Raw genomic sequence first — 23,046 nt, 5'->3', positions numbered from 1 at the left:
ACATGGCGGTGTTCCAAGGCGACGGCCAGACCTGCCTCGCACTCGGCAATCCGCGCTTCAAGGATCCCGTTCTGCAGCAGGCCAAGGAACAGCGCGGCGCCGCAGCAGCGTGGGTGCAGGCCTTCCGCAGCCACGGCGACGATGCTCTGCAGCAGGCAAACGGCCGCTTCAGCGTCATCCTCGTCGGCCTTGACGGCCGCCAGGTATTGCTTGCCACCGACCGCTTCGGCACCTGGCCGGTGTGCTATGCCGAACGAGACGGACGACTGCACTTCGCCGACCGTGCCAATGCCGTTCCCGGCATCCGCCGGCAAGTGTCGTCACAAGCGGTATTCGAGTACCTCTTCTTCCACATGATTCCGGCACCCGCGACCATTTTCGAGGGTGTGCATCGCTTGCCGCAGGGGCATCTGCTCAAATGGCAGGACGGCAAGGCGGAATGCAGGCGCTGGTGGCAGCCACGCTTCGACGAGGACGCCCGGCCGAATCTCGAGGAATCCAAGGCGCGTTTCCTGCAGATCATCGAAGACGGTGTGCGCCGCGAAGCAGAAGGTGTCAACGTCGGCTGCTTCCTGTCCGGCGGCACCGACAGTTCCACCGTCACCGGCATGCTGTGTAAGGTTCTCGGCCAGCCTGCCCGCAGCTACTCGATCGGCTTCGATGCCAGCGGCTACGACGAAATGGAGTACGCGCGCATCGCAGCCAAGCGCTTCGGCGCCGACCACCGGGAATACTACGTCACCCCCGACGACCTGCTCGACGGCATTCCCAAGGTCGCCACTCACTACGACCAGCCCTTCGGCAACTCGTCGGCGGTGCCGGCATGGATCTGCGCGACCCGGGCTCGCGAGGACGGCATCGACAAGATGCTCGCGGGCGACGGCGGCGACGAACTCTTCGGCGGCAACACCCGTTATGCCAAGCAGCGGGTGTTCGGCTGGTACGAGGGCGTCCCCGGCCTGGTGCGCCGTGGCCTGCTCGAACCCACGCTGGCGCTGCCGGGCATGGATCGCATCCCGGTGGTGAAGAAGGGCGTCAGCTACGTCGAACAGGCGCGCGTGCCGATGCCCGACCGCATCCACATGTACAACATGCTGGTGCGCCTGGGCATGGACACCGTGTTCGAGCCCGACTTCCTCGCCCGCATCGACCTCGAACAGCCGAAGCGCGAGCAGCGCGAAGTCTGGCAGGCGACCAACGCCCGCTCGCACATCAACCGCCTGCTCAACTACGACTGGAAATACACCCTCGCCGACAACGACCTGCCCAAGGTCATCGGCACCACGCAGCTGGCGGGCGTCGATGTGGCCTTCCCGCTGCTCAGCGACGAGCTCACCGACTTCTCCACCGGCCTGCCGCCGGAGTGGAAGCTCAAGCGCCTGACCCTGCGCTGGTTCTTCAAGGAGGCCCTGCGCGGCTTCCTGCCTGACGAGATCATCGCCAAGAAGAAGCACGGCTTCGGCCTGCCCTTCGGCGTGTGGGCCTGCCAGCACGCCGGGCTGAAGGCGCTGGCCAACGATGCATTGAATGGCTTCCGTGGCCGCGGCATCGTCCGTCCGGCCTTCATCGACGATCTGCTGCAGACTCACCTTCCGGCCCACCCCGGCTACTACGGAGAAATGGTCTGGATCATCATGATGATGGAATTCTGGATGCGCGAGCATCTGAACGACTGACCGATCGCCCCCTGAGAACAGAACGAATCCCGACATGACCGAAGTCCGCCAAGCTCCCGTCCACACCCCGATGTCGCAGTTCCGCAGCGAAGGTGGCGAGCTCCTCATCAACGGCCAGCCGATCAGCCGCATCGCCGCCCGCGTCGGCCGTACGCCGTTCTACGCCTATGACCGCAGCCTGCTCGATGTCCGCGTCGCCCAATTGCGCGCCGCGCTACCGGCGGCAGTCAAGCTGCACTACGCGATGAAGGCCAATCCGATGCCCGCGCTGGTGGGCCACATGGCCCGCCTGGTCGATGGCATCGACGTCGCCTCGGCCGGCGAACTCATGGTCGCGCTGGATGCCGGCGCCGACCCGCGTGAGGTCAGCTTCGCCGGGCCGGGCAAGACCGAGGCCGAACTGCACCAGGCCGTCGCCGCCGGCATCCTCATCAACGTCGAATCCTTCCGTGAACTGCCCTTGCTGGCCGCCGCGCAACGGACGCTCGGCCTGCCGGCGCGCGTCGCGGTGCGCGTCAACCCGGACTTCGAGCTCAAGTCCTCGGGCATGAAGATGGGCGGCGGCCCCAAGCAGTTCGGCGTCGACGCCGAACAGGTGCCGGAACTGCTCGCCGAAATCGGCCGCGCCGGCCTGGCTTTCGAAGGCTTCCATCTGTTCGCCGGTTCGCAGAACCTCAAGCCCGAAGCCATCGTCGAAGCACAGCAGAAAAGCTACGCCCTGGCATGCCGGCTGGCGGAACACGTCCCCTCACCGGTGAAGTTCCTCAACCTGGGCGGCGGCTTCGGCATTCCCTACTTTCCCGGCGAACAGCCGCTGGATCTCGCCCCCATCGGCGCCAACCTCGCCGACATTGCCGAACAAGCACGCCGAACGCTGCCCGAGGCCGAGATCGTCATCGAGCTGGGCCGCTACCTGGTCGGCGAGGCCGGCCTGTACGTCGCCAAGGTGATCGACAAGAAAGTTTCGCGCGGCCATACCTACCTCGTCACCGACGGCGGCCTGCACCACCATCTGTCGGCCTCGGGCAACTTTGGCCAGGTCATCCGCAAGAACTATCCCACCGCCATCGCCAACCGCATGGACGCCGCCGGGCAGGAAATCGTCTCGGTCGTCGGCCCGCTATGCACGCCGCTCGATCTGCTGGCCGAGCGCATGAGCCTGCCGGCTGCCGAGCCGGGCGATCTGGTCGCCATCTACCAATCGGGCGCCTATGGCGCCAGCGCCAGCCCGCAACGCTTCCTGGGACATCCCGCGGTAACGGAAGTGCTCGTCTGACGGCCGCCCCGGGGGATCACCGCAAATGGGGGCCTTCCCGCAATGATTGCGTACGGCTCGCCATACCCTTTCGATTTCTCGTCATGCGCGGCTGGTCTGGAGGAGTTCATTGCACTCTTCACCAGCCCTGAGCTGGCGATGGAGCGTGGCGATCTCGTTGGCAACCTGTTGCTGTTCGCCCCCTACGGCTTCATCGCAGCCTTGCACGCCCGTATGAAACCGGCGCTCATGCGCCTGCTCTGGCTGGGCGCCGCCCTGGCGCTGATACTGCAGACCGTCCAGCTATGGCTGCCTAGCCGCGTGCCGGCACTGGGCGATGTCGTCATCAACATTGCCGGTATGGTAATGGGTGTCGCCGCAGCCCGCCTGGCCGCGCCCCTGCTCCCTTCCACAGCTGGTAGCCGAAGCCCATCGACGTTTTTTCCCGCCGGCCTCATGCTGTGCTGGCTTGCCTACCAATGGTTTCCACTCGTACCGACGATCGACCTGCAGAACGTCATCAACGCATTGAAGCCGCTTCTGCTGTCACCCCAGTTGGACATCGCCCGCACGCTGCACACCGCTGTCACCTGGGCCGCCTTCTTCAAACTGTCGGAACATGTCCTCGTCGAGCACGGCGCTGCCCCGACTCTGGCCGCAGCGGCCCTTGCCATCGTTGCCGCCAAGGTCATGATCGTCGGCGCCAGCATTTCGCTCGGACGCGGCCTGGCCATCGCCATGCTGTCCTGGCGCAGCAAACCAACCGCATTGCCCGCCCTGATCGTCGCCATGCTGCTCAGCCTGTTCGTATCCGGCCTGTCGCCCTTCTCCATGCAGAGCACTCCCCAGGCATTCCATTGGATTCCCTTCACCGGCATGCTCGAAGGAGACATGGGCAACAACCTCATGAACCTGGTCGAAAAGGTCTACTTCTACGGCGCACTGCTCTTGCTCCTGCTCATGGCCTGGCACGGCGCCCGGCCGATGCCCGCCGCTTTTGCGGTGGCAATCTGCCTCGCCGTCATCAAGGCTGCCCAGATCTTCATCGTCGGCAGGACGGCCGAAAGTACCGACCCAGCTCTGGCGCTCATTTTGGGTTTCGTCATCCGGCCCGGCAGGCCGTTGCGGAAACGGTAAGTGGCAGCGCCCTACCACATCCCATCTGCACAGGGCCCGTGTTCGCCCTGCTGACAAACTCATCTGCATCAGCGATCATCGCCTACCCGAAATGCAAGCTCAGTAACCATAGAGATACAGGCCGATGCTCTTCAACTCCTACGAGTTCCTTTTCCTGTTCCTGCCTGTCACCTTCGCCATCTATTTCTGGATTGCCCGCAAAGGACGGGAACCGGCCATCGCATGGCTCGTACTGACATCGCTTTTCTTCTATGGCTGGTGGAAACCGATCTATCTGTTGTTGCTGCTGGCATCGACTATCGCCAACTTCGGCTTCGGCCTGATACTGGGCCAGGCCCATCGGCTCGGCCGTCAAACAGCCGGCAAGCGCTGGCTGACAGCAGGTGTCGTCTTCAACCTGGGGCTGCTGGGCCACTTCAAGTACGCAAATTTCGCCGTCAACAGCCTGAACGCTGTCGCAGGCACTCAATTTCACCTCGAAACCGTTATTCTCCCGCTGGCAATCTCGTTCTTCACTTTCCAGCAGATTGCTTACCTGGTGGATGCCTTCCAAGGGCAGGCACGCGAATATCGTTTCGCTCACTACGCTCTTTTTGTCACATTCTTTCCCCAACTCATCGCTGGGCCGATCGTACACCACCGCGACATGTTGCCGCAGTTCATGCAACCTGGCGCCCTGAGTCCTCAGGCACGGAACATCGCAATCGGGCTCAGCATCTTCGCCCTCGGCCTGTTCAAGAAAACCGTGCTGGCCGATGGCATCGCCCAATATGCCAGTCCAGTTTTCAACTCTGCAGCAACTGGTGGCACGTTGACTTTCTTCGAAGCATGGGGTGGCGCACTCGCCTACACACTTCAACTGTATTTCGACTTCTCCGGCTATTCCGACATGGCGGTCGGCGCTGCGCGGATGTTCGGCATCGTTCTGCCGGTCAACTTCCATTCGCCTTACAAGGCAACCAACATCATCGAATTCTGGCGTCGCTGGCACATGACCTTGTCGGCCTTCCTGCGCGACTATCTTTACATCGCGCTCGGCGGCAATCGAGGCGGCAAGCTCAAGCGCTACCGTAATCTCATGCTGACCATGCTTCTCGGAGGACTCTGGCATGGTGCAGGCTGGACCTTCATCGCGTGGGGCGCCCTCCATGGACTCTACCTCTGCATCAATCATGCCTGGCGTCACATTGCCAGCCGACTCTTCCCTTCTCCCGTAGTACCAGCCAGCGTGACCAGAGCACTTTCATGGACACTTACTTTCATCGCAGTCGTCATCGGCTGGGTTTTCTTCCGTGCAGGCAGTGTTGACGCAGCAGCAGCGATATTGAGGGGGATGGCCGGCGTCAATGGCATCGCTTTGCCCAACGCGCTAGCAGCGCAGCTAGGCAGTTTGTGGCCCCTGCTCGCGAATTTCGGCTTCCAGACCTATCTCGGCGGGGGCTCCCTCTTCGTGTTCAATTGGTTGTGGATCATCATCCTGGTTCCCATCGTGCTGATCATGCCGAATACGCAGGAAATCATGCGTAATTTCTATCCGGGCCTGCATCTTCATCAGACTAAACACGACGATGAAATACAACCCTTGCGCACCTTCAAGAATCGGATCGCATGGCAAGCCACCTCATACTGGGCGATCGCTCTGAGCGCGCTGGCAAGCCTTGGCGTGCTCGCAATGACCAGTATCTCCGAATTCCTCTATTTCCAGTTCTGAGCTGTCATGGACACTGCGTCTCAGTACCGCCGCTTCCTGATCGTACTCACCGCCGGTTTCGCAATCATCTGCGCCCTGGCCGCCGGCATCAATTATCTAATCGACCCCTACGGGTTGTTCGGAACGCCCCGAGTGGATGGCATCAACGCCCGCAAACCCACTGCCGGCGAGCGCGTCCGCACGACCAAGCCCTACATGGCATCGGTCCTTGGCCCTACAACCGTCATCGCGGGGAACTCCCGCCCTGAACTCGGCCTCGATCCACAAAGCACGTGCTGGTCCGCAGAAGACAAACCCGTGTTCAACAGCGGTATTCCGGGCGCGGGCTTCTACATGCAGACGCAGTACGCCAAACACGCGCTCTTTGCTGGCAAAGGCAAGAAAGTTCTGCTCGCCGTCGACTTTCTTGATTTCCTGACCGACACTACCGCCCCAAGCGACACATTTCCGCCAGACTGGACTCGCATGTCGGCGAACTATGCCGGCCGGCTCGACATCCCCGGTGAAAATACCAGCCCCTGGAAGATCATCAGTACCCAGGCACAAGACAAGTTGAGCGCGCTCTTCTCGCTCAGTACCTTGGCCGACTCACTTCTGACTGTTACTCAGCAGCGTACACCCTTCATCACCGACCGACGCACTGACGGCTTCAATCCCGGAAACGATTACGAAGCAATCGTCCGCAATGAAGGACAGTTCGTGCTCTTCAAGCAAAAAAACGACGAACTGGCTGCGCGCTTGGACAAACCAGGGCTTGGCCTTTTCCCCACGGGTCAGGAGCACTCCACCGACCTTGAAGCTCTAAAGGACTTTCTCACCTGGTCTGAAGCCGAAAAGGTAGAAATCATTTTGTTCATCAACCCCTATCATGTGGACTATTTCCGAACCATCTACTCAGCGGGACTGTGGACCGAACTTGAGAGCTGGAAAAGACACATCACCCGGATTGCCAACGATTTCAGCGTGCCGCTCTGGGACTTCAACAGTGTGGACGCCTACTCTAACGAAACACCTCCGGAGCGCGGTGAGCGCGGCACAAGTATCCACTGGTACTGGGAACCTGCCCACTATAAACGCGAGATGGGAGAGTTGATGCTAGCAAAGCTGCTAAGCCGAAGCTGTGTAGCTGAAGATTTCCCGCTCCCCCCTGGCATCCGCTTGTCGATTGAGAATCTCGAGCAACATCTCGCCGAGCTTCGATCAAGACTCCTCACCTCGGTCGGACAGGACTGAAGCGTTCCGTGTGTATGGCTACCGTCCATGTATGCCTGGCCCAGCTGAGCGCTCGCGGAGCACTGGAGGCCCTCGAACAGACCGCTCTGGCCGTGACGCCTGAATCTCCCCTATGACGCAACGCTGATCCGCCTTGTCCTGCAATTAATGGTGACATAGCCTTCTTTCTGGTCTATCAATCCAACTAGGACACTCGACTCCTGCCCCACATGAGATTTGGCTACTCCGATCAGGTAGCACGGTAACCTCATGCCTCTCCTGCTTCACTTACTGTTCAGGGGGATCACATGTCACGCCAGCCGCTTCATAAAAACCTCGTCAGAGGCATGGTTTTTTCCGCTTTCGCTTTCCTCGCACCGGGCATCACGCTCGCCTATCCTGTCGACAGCCCACTTACGGCACTGGTTGAAGCTCAAGAGCCAGGCACTTGGATGCGCGTCAATGAAAACCAGTTTCAGAACGTCTGGACACCTACTGCCCAACGCTCCACCCCAGGGGCAGGGAGCCCACGTTACGTGATCAGCGCATGGAGTGGTGGCGCTTACGACTCAAACACCGGCGATTTCTATGTCTGGGGAGGAGACAACGGTACCTACTCAGGCAATGAGGTTTATCGATGGACCGCCTCGACACTCAATTGGGAACGCCTTTCATTACCCAGCGCAATCACATCCACCACTACAACTGCCGGCAAGACGCATTGGCACACCATCGACGGTACCGACCATTCTCCGATCTCAGGAGAGACCTTCGACAACGTTGTTTATTTGCCAGGGCTCAAGCGACTTGCCATCATGGCCGGCAACGCATACCCCGGCGGAGGGAAACAATACATGCGTGAAGACGGCGTCACGCGTGCAGGTCCATTCTTCTTCGACCCTGCAAAAGCTGACCCGAACAAGGTTGGCGGGCTCACCGGCTCACACGCCAATCCTGCACAGTTTCCCAACGTGACTGGCGGAAACATGTGGGAAAACCGGCAGACCATCCAGACCTCTGCCGGCATAGTGGGGCCGCGATTCACAGAAGGTGGCGTCAGTGCAGCGACGATGATCGACGGAAAGGACGTCGTATTCGTCGCCGAACAAGGCAAAGGGGGCTATGGCCGGCTATTCAAGTACACGGTGAATAGCGAGAACGCCGCTGAGGACGAATGGGAGCTCGTGGGCATCATGGGCAAAAAAACCTATTCGGGATCTGGTGTCGGAGCTTATGACTCAACACGAAATATGTTTCTGCGCACCGCAAAGACATCGCATACTGTCTATGACGATGCATCAGGGACCTATGTCAAGAAAGCGCTTACCTCATTCATGTTCTGGGATCTAAATAACGCAGGCACAACGAACCCCCTCATATTCATCCCGCCAGATTCAATCCTCGGCGACGAGTTGGTACTAACCTCGAAGCATGGTATGGACTATGATCCGATCACCGACGCCTACTATCTCTGGTCTGGTACCAATGAGCTCTGGAAACTGATTCCGCCCGAAGGTATCAGCTCCCTCGGTTGGTCGATCGAACGCATTTTCCCCGAGGCTCTGGGACCTACCTTGGCAGGCGCGAAGTTCACCGGGGTTTACGGCAAATGGAACTACATGGACGGACTCGGAGCATTCATGGGCGTCGCCCACGACGTCACCGGTGACGTCTGGATTTACAAACCAGCCGCACAGGATTACCTGATTGATGACGATAGCATCGCCACCCTGTTCGCCGGCAAACCACTCGACGACTACCTTACCAAAGCGGTTTTTGACGATCAGCGACTGCACAGATCTGTCTCAGAACCCGGTTCGCTCGCACTCCTTGCACTCGCATTAACTGCCCTCTGGAACTTCGGTCGCACAAACCGACAAGCCGGAGGGCGAGCGAGTCCACTCTAGGAGCCGTTCAACCGCAACCTCGCACCGGTGCTCACGGCTGCGCGAGCGTCAAGCAGGTCCGGTATTCCACCGTCGTCAAGGCCAGCCTCATGAACGAGCTTGCCAACGTAACCGGCGCTCGGTATCGACTGGAACATTGATACCGGCTTGCGCACGCAGACCCAGTCATGGCTTATGGCACAACCAACTCAGGGCTCACGCCATGCACCGACACGCGCCAGCTTGTTCTTCAGGCCGGGCAAGGGGAAACCCATGCGGTATGCCGCATGGGCACTCTCCAAGGCTTTGTCGTACCGCTTGAGGTCGAAGTAGGCCAGACCAAGGTTGTAATGAACGTTGGCGTTATCGCCCGCCTGCGCCAGCGCCGCCTCGAGTTGCGCGATGGCATCATTGTGCTTGTTGCGCTTGATGAGGTAGAGGCCATAGACCGTCTTGACCATCGCATCATCGGGCGTGAAGCGCAGTGCGCGATCGAACCAGCATTCCACGCTGTATTGAGCACCGGGAGGCGGGTTGAGCTTCACCTTCAGCGAATAGTTTCCCATCGTCATCAGCGCCTCATGGTGGTTGGGAAACTTCCGCAAGGTGTAGGCGATATCGGCGGCGATCTGGTTGGTGGATCCGCCCCGCCGCATCATCCTCACATCGTCGGTGAAGTGCACACGTTCGACGAGCCGCCGCGCCGCCTCCGATGCCATCCGGTAGTCCGCCGGCGAAGAACCGTCGGAGAACGGGTCGGCACACGCCGTCTGGCCGAGTGCGAGCGGCGATGCCGCGCAAAGCGCGACCGAGACGAAACACGCGCGGGCATGTCGGCTTAGGTTGATCATCTTCAACTCCGTTTCCAGATACTATGTGGCAGTCGAGCAGTAATTCCTACCCGCCAGATTTGCCGGCCATCATACAATAGGCTGGCGGCGCGCCAGCCCGACTGTCACGCAACCAACCCCTGATCCATCCATGACCTTGTACACCTCGCTGGTCAGCAGGCTGCTGTTTCCAATTCACGAACATCTCAAGCGGCATGACACACGTGTCATCCTCGACGAACTGGAGCAGAGCCAGTGGCACAAACGGGAGCAGCTCGAGGCCATGCAGCTTGCTCGGTTGCGCGAGCTTCTTTCATCGGTCTCCGCACGCGTTCCCTACTTCCGTGAGCACTTTCGCAAAAGCGGGCTCGACATTGCCGACTTCGGCACGCGCGAGGCGCTTGCACTGCTGCCGCCCACCGACAAGACGCTCATACGTGCCCACTCGGCAGATTGGCAGGCGGAAGGAGCGCAGGGCCTTGCACGCCACTCCACCAGCGGCTCTTCCGGCGAGCCGCTCCATTTCCTGCTCGGCAAGCACCGCATCAGCTTCGACATCGCGGCAAAGTGGCGGGCAACGCGCTGGTGGAACGTAGACATCGGCGACCGCGAGTTGGTGCTGTGGGGTTCGCCGCTCGAAACCGCCACACAGGACCGCGTCCGCGCCCTGCGCGACCGCGTGCTGCGCTCGCGCCTCGTTCCGGCCCGCGACCTCAATCCCGGCCGCCTCGACGCAATCCTCGACGAAATGCGTGAATTTCGCCCTGCGATGCTGTTCGGCTACCCTTCGGCGCTCTCGCGCGTTGCCTTCAGGGCACGCGAGCAAGGCCGCCGCATGGACGACCTCGGCATTCGCGTCGCCTTCTGCACCTCGGAAGTCCTTCGCCCCGAATGGCGCAAGGTCATCAGCGAAGTCTTCGGCTGCGGCGTCGCCAACGAATACGGCGCGCGCGATGCCGGTTTCATCGCACGCGAATGTCCGCATGGCGGATTGCACATCACGGCGGAGGAAGTGATCGTCGAGATCGTGGACGAGGCCGGACACCCCGTGCCCACAGGTGTGGAGGGCGACATCCTGGTCACCAACCTCGCCGGCCCGGAGTTTCCCTTCATCCGCTACCGCACCGGCGATCGCGGCGTCCTGAGCAACCGCCAGTGCCCCTGCGGACGCGGCCTGCCGCTCATCGAGCACCTCAGCGGGCGTGCCAACGACGGCCTGGTCGCACTCGACGGCAGCTGGGTACACGGCAGTGCGGTCAACCATGCCCTGCGCGAACTCCCGGGCCTCGAGGCCTACCGCATCGTGCAGGAAGCGCGCGAGCGGGTAAGCGTCCGTCTCGCCGCCAGCGCGCCCCTGCCGGCCCCCTCGCTGGACGGTCTCGCCCTGCACCTGCGCAGCCTGCTGGGGGCATCGCTGCAGGTGGATATCGAGCAGGTCGCCGAAATCCACGCCGAAGGCAACGGCAAGTTTCGCCACATCGTGTGCACGGTCGAACCCGCCACACCGGCTCAGTCCACATCCGGCGAGGTACTGGCATGACGCGCACCGCAAGCACCATTCCCGGCCTCAAGACCGCACTCGGCCTGGCCTCACCCGGCGGCAAGCGGGGCAAGCTTTCCATCCTGATCTACCACCGCGTGCTGCCCACCCCCGACCCGCTGCGCACCGGCGACCCGGATGCCGACACCTTCCGCTGGCAGATGGGCCTGCTCGCCAGCCACTTCAACGTGCTGCCGCTGTGCGAGGCGGCACGCCGGTTGCGCGAGAGCAGCCTGCCGCCGCGCGCAGCCTGCATCACCTTCGACGACGGCTATGCCGACAATTTCACCGTCGCCTTGCCGATCCTGCGCGAGCTCGGCCTGCCCAGCACCTTCTTCATCGCCACTGCCTACCTCGACGGCGGCCGGATGTTCAACGACACCCTGATCGAGTTCGCCAAGGCGGTGCCGTCCGGCCCCTGCGACCTGAGCTCGATCGGCCTCGGCGTACACTCGGTCGACACGGTGCAGGACCGTCGCGCGCTGATGAGTAGGCTGATCGGCCATTTCAAGTACCAGCCGCCCGAGCAGCGCCTGCCGGCGGTGGAAAAGCTCGCCGCCGACTTCGGCATCCGGCTGCCGGACGATCTGATGATGAGCAGCGACCAACTGCGCGCGCTCCACGCCGCCGGCATGGAGATCGGCGGCCATACCGACACCCACCCGATCCTCGCGCGGCAGACGCCGGACGAGGCCCGGCACGAGATCCGGCTCGGCAAGGAAAAGCTCGAGGCCCTGCTCGGTGAGCCGATGCGGGTCTTCGCCTATCCCAACGGCCGGCCGGTGAAGGATTACGACGGCACCCATGCGGACATCGTCGCCGACTGCGGCTTCGAAGCGGCGGTGTCGACCCGCCCGGCGGCGGCCGACCGTCACAGCGGCATCCACGAACTGCCACGCTTCACGCCGTGGGACAAGACACCCGCCCGCTTCGGCCTGCGCCTGCTGCGCAGCCTGGTGCTTCCTCATGGAGTGGGCGGCTGAGGATGGCGGCGAACGCGGCGCTCGATTCCCTGCTCGATCGACTCACCGCTGCGCTGGGCGAGCAGATCCGGCCCGGCATCGGCTTGTTCGATCCGGTCGACGACAAGCCCAGCCCGGCCGACCACTACGGCCAGCTGTGCGCCGCCCTCGCGCTCGCCTGCCGGAGTGAGAGCGACTGGGCAGTCGGCCGGAAGGCACTGCAAGCCTGGCTCGCGCTCGACGCCAAACGCCTGGGGCATCTGCCCTTCAACCGGCTCGCGCTGCTGCTGTTGCGCATCGTGCTCGCCGGGCGCGGCCTCGCTGCGAGCGACGAGGCGATGATCGAAGCCGGCCTTGCCCGATGCCGCCTGCGCCGCCGCTATCCCTCGAACAACTGGTCGCTGCTCGCACAGACCTGCCGCCTGATCGAGGCACCCGCCCACCGCAAGGCGCTCGAAAGCCGTCGCCTATGCAAGCTGCTCGAGCGCTGGACGACGGCCAAGGGCGGCTTCATCGATTTCCCCGCGAAGCCGCGCGAGCACTTCTCGACACCACTCGCCTACCATCATAAGGCGCTCTATCTCACCGCCCTGGCCTGCTGGTTCCACGACGACGCGGAACTCGCTCATCATGCCCACCGCATGCTCGACTGGCTGGTGCATTGCTGGGACCCGACGGGCTACGCCGGCGGCTTCGGCCGCACCACGCATGGGCTGTTCGGCGACGGCTGCCTGATCGCGGGCCTGATCCTGATGGGCAGCGAGGACGCTGCCTGGCAGCAGCCGATCGCCGCGCTATGTGATCGCCTCGAAGCCCAGCATCGTGCCGACGGCCTGCTCTGGCTGACTCCCGCGGGTCCCCGGTCGGGCACGGCGAGCTGGGACGGCTACATGCACCTGTCGGTCTACAACGCCTGGGCAGCCGCGATCATCGCTGCCGCGCGCACCCTCAAGGAAAGGCGTGCGCGACCCACTCCGCTCTGCGACACGCGCTGGACGGCAGCACGCACGGGCCTGTTCCACGATGAGGAGGCCGGACTGGCCTACCTTCGGACCGAAGACGGGCTGAACGCCCTGGTTTCGACCCGGGGGCAGCCTCCCCAGGCCTACAGCCGCAACGAAGCCGATTTCCGCTACGCCGGGGGGGTACTCATCCATCTTCGCCTTCGGGACGGCCCCCCGCTGGCTGCCCCGCCCGTCAGGACGACGCGCAAGGTGCTGGCCACCTCGCCAGTGATCGCAGGATGGACACCGTTATTGAAGGTGGGAAACACGATCTACGCGATCGACAGCTTCGAGCGTGTCGCGATCTCGGAAAATGCGGCGATGACGACCATAGCGCTCACGGGCCAGCCAAGCGAGCTCTTTCGTCCAGCACCCGGAACCCCCTGGCAACGCGCTCTCGCCACGCTGGACTGGCGCATTCTGGGGGGGGTGCTCGGTCGCAAGACGGCGCTGCGCCGCCGGAAACTCGAGCGGCTCACGGCACATTTGGAGATCAATTTCTCACGGGCCGGGCTCCCTATTGCAGTTAACCTGAGCCTCGACAACGGGGTTTTGGACGACGTCGTATATCTGAACCCTATCGGGCATACGACAGGGAAGGCGCTCACCGAATGGATGACGGCAGGCCCAGACGAAGCAGGCGAGCACTCTTCCATCTGGGTCGACAGTTTGCCGCCTTCATCCTTGCCTGAGCTCCCGGCGCGGGCGCTGGCACCTCAAGTGCTTGCGCAGGGACACAGCACCTGGATGCTTCAGCTCAAAAGGATCGACCGGCCCTCATCCATTTCCGCGCTGCAAGCTACAGTGGCCCCCTGAAGGAAGGAGCACACGCAGTGACATTGAAGAAACTGGCAAGTGCCGCAGCACTGATCACCTGCAGCATCCTGTCGATGGGTGCGTTCGCCGCCACACCGCTCGAACAGACCGAAATCGGCCGCCTCGCCCGGTCGCTCCAGCAAGGCGAGTTCGGCCGGCTCGAGTCCGTGGTCCCTCCGGCATACAAGCGCATGCACGATTTCATGCGGGTCGAGGTCGCCGACGGGCGCAAGCTCGAGATCGACGGCTGGACGGATACCGCCCACTGGGATCCCAAGCGCCAGAAGGTGTTCTTTCTAGGGAAAAGGCAGCACAAGAAGTTCATCAGCTACGATGCGCGGACGAATGCTTGGGAAGAACTCGGCTGGGCAGGGGATCCTCCTCCGCAGTTCGAGCAGTTCGGTCGCCCCTATGGCCGCAATGCGCTCGACTGGGAGAACGGGCATTACTACCACTTGTCCCTCATCGACGGTTACTCGAAGGGGCTTTACCGCTACCTCATCGACCAGAAGCGCTGGGAGCGCATGCCGGACCTTCCGAGCGGTGGAACAAAAACCGTGGCTGCAGTCTCGATGGAGTGGCATCGCGGGATGAAGATGCTGATCCTTCTCGATCGAACGGGAAAAGGCCATCAGTTGTGGGGCTTCGACGGCAAGGCCTGGAAGGACCTGGGCCGCTCGGCCGTCCACGGCTACCACTCGCAAATGCAATACAACGAAAAGCGCGGCGACCTTCTCATCGCGGGCGGATCGCACACGATGCAGAAAGTCGACCTGATCACGCGAAATGGCGAACTGAAGCATCTCCCGGACGCGCCGTTCAAGATGACGATCAGGAACAGCGATCTTTTCTACGACCCGGTATCCGGAAACTACCTTTACCTGATTACCGAGGAACGGGAGCTCTGGGAGATGAATCCAGACAACAACGAGTGGAAACGCGTACGTACCTGGACCAAGGAAAACTGGCCGTTCGGGGAATACGGCTACGTCGTGCCCGCACCGATCGACGATCTGGGGGCGGTTCTCTGGCTCCACCAGAGGGCTCCACTGCTCTACCGCCACACCTCGCGGTGAAGCGTTTCGCCCCCTTCCGGATCAGGCTTTGAGGGCTTCCGTCTTGCCGAAGCGAGCCCGCAGATCGGCCAATGCAGAAACCGCGACATAAGCCCAGGATTTCAGGTGAAGCGGTTTTTCCTTCACGGCCGAGCGGAATTCGTCGAGTGCCTTGGCGGCCATTCCACGCTTCAGGAACAGATACCCGCACATGAAGTGGATCTTGTGCAGGCGCTCGCGGATCTCGGGTTCCGTGATCGCTTCGCCGTTCGGACTGGCCAGCCCCCACTTCGCCCGCGCCCGCCCGATGACGTCTGCGGCATAGTTGTGATCCCGCCCGACTGCGGTCGCACTGCCCGGATGCTGACGATAAAGCGCATAGGCACGCGACAGGCGATGGATTTCGGTTTCCCGCGAGGCTCGCAGGAAATATTCGTAATCCTGGCCCAGGCGGAAATGCTCATCGTAGAGGCCGATCTTGTCGATCAGGCTGCGGCGCATGATCACCGTCGTGGTCCACACGAAATTGCGCAACAACAGCTTGTGGTAGACCCAGCCCGAGAACTCGCTGTCGATCGCGTCCACCGGCACCTTCCCCTGATCGGGAATCACCGAGGAAGGATCCGGAAACACGCCCTTCTCGTCCGACACCCATTGCGAAAAGCCGGTGCAGTTCATCGCCACAGCGGGATGCGCGCGGAAGTAATCGATCTGCGCCGTGAGCTTGCCCGGCAGCCAGATATCATCGGCGTCGAGAAAGGCGACGAACTCGCCGCGGGCCGCACGGATCCCTGCGTTTCGCGCAGTGGCCGCGCCGCCGTTCTCCTTGCGGATCAGGGAGACCTGCGGATAGCGGGTGGCGACGACCTCGACGGTATCGTCCTTCGAGCCATCATCGACGACGATGATCTCGACCTGGGGATAGTCCTGCGCCAGGACGCTATCGATCGCCTCGGCAATGTGTGAGGCGACGTTGTAGGCGGGAATGACGACGCTCACAAGACCGGTGATACTCATGCTGACCTCTGAAATTGTACGCCCCCCTGCGCGGCATGCGGCTCGTCGCAGGGCTGAGTCGCGGATGATGCAAGACCCGCCCGCAACCAGTCGAGCGTCCTCTGCTCGATGGCGTGCTTCCAGTCACGGGAGGAGAAAGTATGGTCGGCGTCCGCAAGCTCGAAAAAGTTCGGCCCCGGCTCGACCGCCTCGCGCCACATGGGGTGCGCATGGCAGAAATCGGCGAATTCGCGCGCGGTGAGATCATTGCCGCTGAGCCCCACCAGTACGCGGCCACGCAGCCGCTGCCAGCCTTCGCCCATGCGTTCAATGAAGGTGCGCGCAGCGGCCGCGCCACCGGCCGCAGTACGCGCCTTTCCCTTCGCCCGCTGCTTCAGCGCCCCGGCCAGCCCGGCAAGCGCGTGCCCGACCCTGACTTCACCACTGAACAGGCGTCGCCAGAACTGCGCAGAAAGCAGCTTGCCCTTGTAGTAATGGTCGATTCGTGCCGCAGCGAGCGAGGCTTCGGTGCGCACCCATGGATTGAGCGCGATCACGCTCTCCACGCGCGGGTCCAGCGGCGCATACATCAGCGCCGCCGACGCCCCGTCGCACAAACCCCACAGGGCGACGCCGTCGAGCTCCGGCACGGCCTCGAAGAAGGCATCGATCGCTGCTTTCAGATCGGCGTCCACGTTCTCGAAGCTGCGTTGCGGAGCGGCACTGTCGCCCATGCCACGATAGTCGAAGCGCAGGCAGGCAAAACCGCCGGCCGCCAGCGCGCGGGCCAGCGAAACGAACTGCCGGTGGCTGCCGGCCCGGTACTGCGGGCCGCCGACGACGATCAGTACGCCCAAGCGCACCGGCCGATCCGGCCGGCCGAGCACCCCGACCAGGGGCGAGCCTTCGCAGTAGAACACCAGTGGCAGTTCGCTCATGCTGCAGCCTTCCCGGTCAGTGCCGCAGCCGAGGCAGCGAGCAACTCCGGCGCGAGTTCGATTTCCTGGGTCTGCCAGAACGGGGGCCCACTCACCGCATGCATGCTCACCGCCACCCCGGCAGCCTGCCACTTCGCGACCAGCCGTTCGATCACGGGCGATACAGCGCCGAGCTGGAACCAATGCACTCCGTGCGGCGCATGGATCGCCTCGAGCTGCGCCTGCTCCATGCCGACGACGAGCGCTGGTGCAAGCTCGTAGCCGGCGATCTCGACGGTCTGGCCCGCCGCGAGCCGCTGCTGCGGCGAGGCCTCATGCGCTGCACCGGCCTTGCCCACGATCCTCGCCGCCTGCCACAGGCGCAGGAACTGCTGCAGGTGCTGCTTGCCGCTCGCCACCGCTTGCCACATCAGCAAACCGCAATCGAGACGCCATCGTGCTGCCGCCTCACAAGCCAGCAATGCACCGAGACGCAAGCCCCAGAGCCAGACCGGCCCCTCGCAGTGGCGCTCCGCCCATTCATGGGCGAGCCGTACGTCCTCGAGCCAGCCCTCCCAGCTCGCCTCGCCGAATTCGCCTGCGCTATCACCGCAGCCTCCCGGGTCGAGTTGAAGCACATTCCAGCCTTGTTGTGCCCAGGCCTCGGCTGCCAGGGCAACCATGTGGCGCGACTTGTTCAGCTCTTCGGCAAAAGCGGGGATGTGGATGATGGTTCCGCGGCCGAGCTCACGGCGGACAGCGCGGCGCAGAGTGCAGAAACGAAAACCAGTCGGCGTGGCGAGATGGAAGGCTTCGATCACCGCCGGCATGCGGGCCTCAGGCGGCGACCTTGAGCCCAACCGCCTCGACCAGCGCACCAACGGTCGCGAATGTCTGGCCGTCGATCTCGTCGTCGTCGAAGAAGATTCCGAAACGCTCCTCGATCGCCCCGATCACGCCGACCACCGCCATCGAGTCGAGCTCGGGCACTGCTCCGAGCAAGGGGGTCTCCGGCGTCATGGCCGCCGAACGTCCTTGAAGGCTGAGGATTTCGTCCAGAATGGACAGGATTTCTGCTTGAATATTCAACACCGACTCCCTGCGCTGCGCCGCAATAATACGCGAGTATAATCTCTCTTCTCGTGACAGAACACGCCAAGCCACATTGCGGCAACACATCGCAGAGACCAGATGCCCGAAACCTCCCGATCCTCTACCGCCGTCGTGGTCGGTCTGTGTGCACACGGCGTGGGCATGGCTCGCAGCCTGCACCGAGACGGCATCCAGGTGGTCGCGCTCGAAGCCAACGCAGCGCTGCCCGGCGTACGCACCCGCTGCGCATCCGTACGTATCGTGGTCGACATCAACGGCGATGGCCTCATCGATGTGCTGCTTGCGCTTGCGCGGGAACTCGGCGAGCCTGCGCGGCCAGTGCTGCTGCTGACCAACGATCGCATGGTCGAAACGGTGAGCCGGCACGTCGCCACCCTCGAGGAACACTTTTGCCTGAGCTGGGGGCACGCGGCCGCAACCCTTGCCCCACTGCTGGCGAAGGACCGCATCGAGGCACGCTGCCGCGAAACGGGGCTGAATTATCCCAGATCCGTCCTCGTCTCGGACTTTGCCGAGGCGCAGGAGAAGCTCGCATCGATCGCCTTTCCGGTGATCGCCAAGCCGACCCGGCCGGTCTCGGCGTTCAAGACCCAGGTGTCGGCCTCCTTCGAGGCATTTCTCGCGGCACGCGCCCGCATGGAAGGCAGCCTGCCGATCGTGGTGCAGGAATTCATTCCCGGCGACGACACGGTGATCCGCTTTGGCGCCCTGTATCTGGACGAAGGCCGCGTCCTCGCCCGTTTCGAGGGCCGCAAGCTGCGCTCGCGGCCGATGGGGCATACCACGATCGCGGTGTCCGAACCGGATGATCAGGTGCACGCACTCGCATTGCGCTTCTTCGAAGGGCTGAATCTCTCCGGCCCGGTATCGCTCGAGCTCAAGCAGGATCCGCAGGGGCGCTACTGGGTGATCGAGCCGACCGTCGGCCGCACCGACTTCTGGGCCGGGCTGTGCGCCGCCAACGGCGTCGACATGACTCTCATCGAGTATCGCGCACAGACCCGGCAGCCGCTGCAAATGCAGTCGCAGCGACGCAGCCATCTGTGGATGAACGGCGAGCGCGACCCGGGCGCCGTGCTCTGGCTGCTGCGGCATGCGCCTGCTCAACTTCTGCGACACCGGATCCGCGGCGTCTATGCCAGCCTGTCCGACCCGGGTCCCTGGCTGCTGTCGCTCGGCCGCTTCCTCGGCAATCTGCCGTCGCGCGCGGTCCGCAAGGTCGGCCGCACCGTGACTGGCGGCGCGTGAGCACGCAGGTATAGCGCGGCGCGCGCCCGGGCGCCAGACCGGGCTGGCGCTGCCGGGGTTCCCGGTCGGCTGCGCGCCGGCCCGGCACGCAGCAGCTTTTTACTTGCGAGTCTGATCCTTCCCCGCCTTTTCGAGCAGCGCAATGGTCAGCAACGCGCCGACGCCGTCAAAAGAGAGCCCTCGGCTGAGACGCTGGCCCTCCACGACCTTGATGATGTCCCGGCCGAAAATCTCCTCGATCCAGCGGGACCCGGAAATCACATCGTAGACTTCCGTGCGGAAGGCTTCATCGGCCCGCAACATCCGCTCGAACGCAGTTTCCTTGCCCTTGAGCAGAGGTTCGCCCGGCCACACCCGATTCACGTAGTAGGTGACGTATTTCGCGATCTTGCGCTTTCTCGACACCTCGGCACCCGCGGTAAGCGGCAGACCGGTCTTGTCGTGATCGATTGCCGCAAGCCTGGGGTCGATCATGCCGATGATCTTCTTGTACGCAATCGCCCCCTTGCGCAGGCTCCAGGGCAGACGCATCGCGTAATCGATGAGTCCGCTGTCCATCCCCGGAGTGCGGACATCGAGGTAATTTGCATTCAGACGGACGATGCCGAAGACCATCCTTCGGCTGCGGTTCTCCATGATGAACTGCTGGCTCGCATCCAGCCCATGACGACCGCCTGGAAAGGTCGCCTCGTAGTCCTCGCGAAATTGACGGAATGGCGCACCCTGCAGATCGAGCTTGAACATCTCTGCGCGGAAACTGGCCATCTTGAAGCAACGCTCGCGCGCATCCGCCACAGTTCCTTCATGGAAGAACATGCCCGGGTTCATCAGGATGCCCTGCAGGAAGCCGTCAACGGTGGACGAATAGCCGAGTTCTTCGGCGAGCTCCTGCGCCGTGCCCCGCAAACGCCAGTGCCCCACGTTGAGATCACCCGAATCGAGATCGAGGTCGGACCGTGCGGCTTCGCGCATCGACTTGGAGGAATGGAACTCGCGGACCGTCTTGCCGTACACGTTGGCAAGCCGCCGCGCAATCGGCAACTCGAAGTCGCCCATGTCCTCGACGTGGAAGAACAGGTCGTCGGGGCCGATCAGGTCGGCGCAACAACCGGAATTCCCGCGCGAATCGAGGCCGCCGGTCAAGGGCCAGGCGACCTTGCCGGGAATCGCCGTCCGCACCGCCTTCCGGTTCGCCTCGCGGATCACTTCGAGGCCTTCATCCAGCCACTGCTGCTCGTTGGCAACCGCCTCGTCGGTGACGAAGGGGGTCCAGTAGCGGCTGGCCGCGCTCGTTCCCTGGACGGACAGTGCCACCGTCGAGGCGCAGGGCAACAACGAGACCCCCTCGAGCACCGTGCGCACACCGGTGGACTGGTTCAGCATGACCATCTGCATCACGCCCAATGCATCCGGGCTGTCGAAGCCGAACCGGACCATGTCGATAAGCCGGCTGGCGAAGAAAGCCCTGCCGTCCCTGAGCCCCCAGTAGATCGGGATCGTCCCCAGGCGATCCGTTGCAAACACCAGTTGTCCGGCTTGCGACCAGTCGACCTGGAGCCACGAGCCGCTTCGCTCCTTCAACGCGCCGGCAAAATCATCGACACGGCCATCATGAATGAGCAAGCCTTCCTGGCTGCGCATCGAACGGCCGGAGCGATCGAGCGAAAATTCGAGCTGCCATCCTTCCCCTTCGGCCCGCTCCCACTTTCCACCGACAGTTGGCACACCGCCCAGCTTCGGCTCGCATCCGCCAGGGCCGATTACCCCTCTAATCAAAATCATTTTGCCGTACTCGAATAGATCGTTAAGGAAACACCGATTATTTTACCGGCATGCCTGCCCCCCAGGCTTGACGGCGAGCTGCCGTCCGGAAACAGCGGGAATCGCATCAAGGAGGCCTGCCGCCGTCCGGCACAGCCCACCGCCACCACCCGGCTCCTTCTACGTGCCATTCGGTCACGGCCTCTCGCTGAGCCAGCTCGATGGAACATGCCGCTTGAGCTTGGGGTGATTCAGGAAGCGCAGTTCGATACCTTGCGGCCTGCCGGCGATCAGCCATGCGACCAGCGTCACGAGAACATAGACGAAGGCTCCGACGAGGGCCGACACCACCATCACTCCGAACGCCGCCAGTGCCGAGCCGCTTTCCGGCAATGCGTGCTGCACGGACAGTACGGCGAAGGACATCGCTGCAGTGCTCAGCAAAGGGCGCCACATGACCTTCATGAGCTCGAAACGGCCGAGACCCAAGGCACGCGTGACCAGTCCGACACCGGCAGGCAGGGTCAGGGCGGAGCCAAGCACCCTGGCCCACGCCGCCATCTCGATGCCGTGGCCGTTCATCAGCCAGTAGATCATCAACGGGTACATTATCGCGAGCTCGAGCACCGTCATGATGCCAACCCAGTATGGACGTCCGAGCGCCATGAACAGGCTGTGCCGGTTGCCGTGGAAGATCTTGGTGGCGCCGTACAAGCCGAGGATCTGAATCAAGGGAACGGCGGCATCCCAGCCCGGGCCCAGCAGGATCTGGACGATCTGCTCGGCAAGCAGGATCACGCCGACCGCGGCCGGCAGGGTCACGGCAATCACCGCGCCTTGTGAAGCAACGTAGGCACGCTGAAGCGCCGGCCGATCATCCACGAGTTTCGAGAACCCCGGAAAGACCGCCTTCATGATGGGGCCGTAGAGTTCCGTGGTCGGCAACGATGCGATCTCGTTCGAAACCCGGTAGGCCCCCAGGGGCTGCGGACCGAGGAAGCGGCCAAGGACGAAATCGGCCCCCCTGTCGCGCAAATAGATGGTGAAATTGTTGAAGACGAGCCACGAGGAGAAGCCGAGCATCTCGCGCCACGCGCTGACACGGAACTTCGGGCGATACGGATGCATCGCGTAGCTCAAGCCGACGCCGATGACCTGGGAAAGCAGCGTGCCGAGCGCCAGCGCCCAATAGCTGCGGAAATAGAGCGCGAGCGCTACCGTACCCCCGACCGCGAGAAGCTTCTTCGCCAGTTGGAAGCGAAACTCCCGATTGAATTCGAGCTCCTTCCTAAAGGCAACGATCCCGATGTTCTCGAGCCCGCTGATGAAGGCGATCGCAGCATAGACGTACATCACCTCCGTCAACCGCGGTTCCGAGTAGAACGCGGCGACATGCGGGGCGCCAATCACGATGACGAAGGCAGCAACGGTCCTGAAAACGAGGCCAAGCGTCCAGGCCGTGTCGAAATGCTCGCGTGTCGCATTCTGCTTGCGGATCAAGGCGAGGTCGAAGCCGAGGATGGTGATGAGTTCCACCAGTGCGGCCACCGAAAGCGCCATCGCGATGAGACCGAAATCGGCCGGCACCAGCAAGCGGGCAAGCACCGCGGTGCTGATCAAGCCCAGGCTGCGCTGCAGCAAGCGCAGCCCGACCATCCACGCCGCCCCCGCGGCGACCTTGGAACCCAGATTCTTCACACTGATACTCGATGGAGGCGCCTGTCGATGGTCGCCCCGGTAAATGGAAGTGAATGTCCAGGCCAGCGGACTTGGCCTGCACCATCCGCCAACCGACTAACGCATCTGCCTTGACGCCCAGGCGCGCCGAAGAGCCATCGCCCACGACGAACCGCGATGAGCGCGCCAAACGCACTCATTACGCCCGTGGCCACGTCCCGAGCAGTCAAGCGGGGGCAATGATGCAGGA

Annotated in this window: 18 protein-coding genes; 11 read left to right on the top strand and 7 right to left on the bottom strand. The window is 62.9% G+C overall.

All coding sequences use genetic code 11. From position 1 onward, the window contains the following. Positions 1-2: 2 nt before the first annotated feature. The 6 genes from NX068_RS08805 (at position 3) to NX068_RS08780 (ending at position 8,898) form a co-directional block, all read left to right on the top strand. Positions 3-1,676 carry an asparagine synthetase B family protein gene (locus NX068_RS08805; RefSeq protein WP_263460893.1) on the top strand — a complete coding sequence of 558 codons (1,674 nt, stop codon included), beginning with the start codon at positions 3-5 and terminating at the stop codon, positions 1,674-1,676. Positions 1,677-1,710: 34 nt separating this feature from the next. After that, positions 1,711-2,952: a pyridoxal-dependent decarboxylase, exosortase A system-associated gene (locus NX068_RS08800; protein WP_263460892.1), complete on the top strand. Its 1,242-nt coding sequence runs from the start codon at positions 1,711-1,713 to the stop codon at positions 2,950-2,952. 42 nt (positions 2,953-2,994) lie between these two features. Next, positions 2,995-4,068 carry a VanZ family protein gene (locus NX068_RS08795; protein WP_263460891.1) on the top strand — a complete coding sequence of 358 codons (1,074 nt, stop codon included), beginning with the start codon at positions 2,995-2,997 and terminating at the stop codon, positions 4,066-4,068. A gap of 124 nt (positions 4,069-4,192) precedes the next feature. Further along, the gene (locus NX068_RS08790) at positions 4,193-5,779 is read left to right on the top strand and encodes an MBOAT family O-acyltransferase (RefSeq protein WP_263460890.1); all 1,587 of its coding nucleotides are present in this window, start codon (positions 4,193-4,195) and stop codon (positions 5,777-5,779) included. Positions 5,780-5,785: 6 nt separating this feature from the next. Continuing rightward, positions 5,786-7,012, top strand: coding sequence for a hypothetical protein (locus NX068_RS08785; protein ID WP_263460889.1), 1,227 nt, complete (start codon positions 5,786-5,788; stop codon positions 7,010-7,012). 287 nt (positions 7,013-7,299) lie between these two features. Next, positions 7,300-8,898: a hypothetical protein gene (locus NX068_RS08780; RefSeq protein ID WP_263460888.1), complete on the top strand. Its 1,599-nt coding sequence runs from the start codon at positions 7,300-7,302 to the stop codon at positions 8,896-8,898. Positions 8,899-9,086: 188 nt separating this feature from the next. Here NX068_RS08780 and NX068_RS08775 read toward each other — a convergent pair whose 3' ends face one another. Further along, positions 9,087-9,728: a tetratricopeptide repeat protein gene (locus tag NX068_RS08775; protein ID WP_263460887.1), complete on the bottom strand. Its 642-nt coding sequence runs from the start codon at positions 9,726-9,728 to the stop codon at positions 9,087-9,089. Positions 9,729-9,858: 130 nt separating this feature from the next. Here NX068_RS08775 and NX068_RS08770 point away from each other — a divergent pair, with 130 nt between their 5' ends. Genes NX068_RS08770 through NX068_RS08755 form a run of 4 tightly spaced genes read left to right on the top strand, consistent with a single transcriptional unit; the run spans position 9,859 to position 15,105 of the window. Continuing rightward, on the top strand, positions 9,859-11,247 hold the full coding sequence (locus NX068_RS08770) for a phenylacetate--CoA ligase family protein (protein ID WP_263460886.1): 1,389 nt from the start codon (positions 9,859-9,861) through the stop codon (positions 11,245-11,247). Then, a complete protein-coding gene (locus NX068_RS08765) occupies positions 11,244-12,230 on the top strand; it encodes a polysaccharide deacetylase family protein (RefSeq protein WP_263460885.1) in 987 nt (328 codons plus the stop codon). The genes NX068_RS08770 and NX068_RS08765 overlap by 4 nt, the downstream gene beginning before the upstream one ends. A gap of 2 nt (positions 12,231-12,232) precedes the next feature. Continuing rightward, entirely contained in the window at positions 12,233-14,029 is a 1,797-nt protein-coding gene (locus tag NX068_RS08760) for a hypothetical protein (RefSeq protein WP_263460884.1), read from the top strand. 17 nt (positions 14,030-14,046) lie between these two features. Then, complete coding sequence (locus NX068_RS08755; protein ID WP_263460883.1) at positions 14,047-15,105, top strand: hypothetical protein; 1,059 nt, start codon at positions 14,047-14,049, stop codon at positions 15,103-15,105. Between the two features lie 21 nt (positions 15,106-15,126). On the opposite strand, the gene NX068_RS08750 is transcribed toward NX068_RS08755, so the two are convergent. From NX068_RS08750 to NX068_RS08735, 4 genes are read right to left on the bottom strand one after another with little or no spacing between them, the layout of a single operon-like run. Continuing rightward, positions 15,127-16,101, bottom strand: a complete 975-nt coding sequence (locus NX068_RS08750) for a glycosyltransferase family 2 protein (RefSeq protein ID WP_263460882.1) — start codon at positions 16,099-16,101, stop codon at positions 15,127-15,129. After that, a complete protein-coding gene (locus NX068_RS08745) occupies positions 16,098-17,018 on the bottom strand; it encodes a hydrolase 1, exosortase A system-associated (protein ID WP_263460881.1) in 921 nt (306 codons plus the stop codon). Before NX068_RS08745 ends, NX068_RS08750 begins: the two co-directional genes overlap by 4 nt. Beyond that, positions 17,015-17,827 (bottom strand): hydrolase 2, exosortase A system-associated, encoded by an 813-nt coding sequence (locus NX068_RS08740; protein ID WP_263460880.1) that lies wholly within the window; start codon positions 17,825-17,827, stop codon positions 17,015-17,017. The genes NX068_RS08745 and NX068_RS08740 overlap by 4 nt, the downstream gene beginning before the upstream one ends. A 7-nt stretch (positions 17,828-17,834) precedes the next feature. After that, entirely contained in the window at positions 17,835-18,086 is a 252-nt protein-coding gene (locus tag NX068_RS08735) for an acyl carrier protein (protein WP_263460879.1), read from the bottom strand. Positions 18,087-18,251: 165 nt separating this feature from the next. Between NX068_RS08735 and NX068_RS08730 the strand changes: the two genes are divergently transcribed. After that, positions 18,252-19,358, top strand: coding sequence for a carboxylate--amine ligase (locus NX068_RS08730; RefSeq protein ID WP_263460878.1), 1,107 nt, complete (start codon positions 18,252-18,254; stop codon positions 19,356-19,358). A 99-nt stretch (positions 19,359-19,457) separates the two neighbouring features. Here the strand turns inward: NX068_RS08730 and NX068_RS08725 are convergent, their stop codons facing one another. Next, positions 19,458-21,140 carry an asparagine synthetase B family protein gene (locus NX068_RS08725; RefSeq protein ID WP_263460877.1) on the bottom strand — a complete coding sequence of 561 codons (1,683 nt, stop codon included), beginning with the start codon at positions 21,138-21,140 and terminating at the stop codon, positions 19,458-19,460. Positions 21,141-21,314: 174 nt separating this feature from the next. Beyond that, a complete protein-coding gene (locus tag NX068_RS08720; RefSeq protein WP_263460876.1) occupies positions 21,315-22,817 on the bottom strand; it encodes a lipopolysaccharide biosynthesis protein in 1,503 nt (500 codons plus the stop codon). Positions 22,818-23,046: the final 229 nt, after the last annotated feature.

This window comes from Thauera carbonicopians (assembly GCF_025699485.1).
Classification (GTDB): domain Bacteria; phylum Pseudomonadota; class Gammaproteobacteria; order Burkholderiales; family Rhodocyclaceae; genus Thauera.
This window is presented reverse-complemented; position numbering and strand designations above follow the sequence as displayed.

What these genes read in the sequence shown, in the direction of transcription:
- NX068_RS08750 (WP_263460882.1), bottom strand. Translation starts at nt 16,101, where the DNA reads ATGAGTATCACCGGTCTTGTGAGCGTCGTCATTCCCGCCTACAACGTC.
- NX068_RS08805 (WP_263460893.1), top strand. Translation starts at nt 3, where the DNA reads ATGGCGGTGTTCCAAGGCGACGGCCAGACCTGCCTCGCACTCGGCAAT.
- NX068_RS08730 (WP_263460878.1), top strand. Translation starts at nt 18,252, where the DNA reads ATGGCTCGCAGCCTGCACCGAGACGGCATCCAGGTGGTCGCGCTCGAA.
- NX068_RS08780 (WP_263460888.1), top strand. Translation starts at nt 7,300, where the DNA reads ATGTCACGCCAGCCGCTTCATAAAAACCTCGTCAGAGGCATGGTTTTT.
- NX068_RS08740 (WP_263460880.1), bottom strand. Translation starts at nt 17,827, where the DNA reads ATGCCGGCGGTGATCGAAGCCTTCCATCTCGCCACGCCGACTGGTTTT.
- NX068_RS08760 (WP_263460884.1), top strand. Translation starts at nt 12,233, where the DNA reads ATGGCGGCGAACGCGGCGCTCGATTCCCTGCTCGATCGACTCACCGCT.
- NX068_RS08775 (WP_263460887.1), bottom strand. Translation starts at nt 9,728, where the DNA reads ATGATCAACCTAAGCCGACATGCCCGCGCGTGTTTCGTCTCGGTCGCG.
- NX068_RS08790 (WP_263460890.1), top strand. Translation starts at nt 4,193, where the DNA reads ATGCTCTTCAACTCCTACGAGTTCCTTTTCCTGTTCCTGCCTGTCACC.
- NX068_RS08765 (WP_263460885.1), top strand. Translation starts at nt 11,244, where the DNA reads ATGACGCGCACCGCAAGCACCATTCCCGGCCTCAAGACCGCACTCGGC.
- NX068_RS08800 (WP_263460892.1), top strand. Translation starts at nt 1,711, where the DNA reads ATGACCGAAGTCCGCCAAGCTCCCGTCCACACCCCGATGTCGCAGTTC.
- NX068_RS08745 (WP_263460881.1), bottom strand. Translation starts at nt 17,018, where the DNA reads ATGAGCGAACTGCCACTGGTGTTCTACTGCGAAGGCTCGCCCCTGGTC.
- NX068_RS08785 (WP_263460889.1), top strand. Translation starts at nt 5,786, where the DNA reads ATGGACACTGCGTCTCAGTACCGCCGCTTCCTGATCGTACTCACCGCC.
- NX068_RS08770 (WP_263460886.1), top strand. Translation starts at nt 9,859, where the DNA reads ATGACCTTGTACACCTCGCTGGTCAGCAGGCTGCTGTTTCCAATTCAC.
- NX068_RS08725 (WP_263460877.1), bottom strand. Translation starts at nt 21,140, where the DNA reads ATGATTTTGATTAGAGGGGTAATCGGCCCTGGCGGATGCGAGCCGAAG.
- NX068_RS08795 (WP_263460891.1), top strand. Translation starts at nt 2,995, where the DNA reads ATGATTGCGTACGGCTCGCCATACCCTTTCGATTTCTCGTCATGCGCG.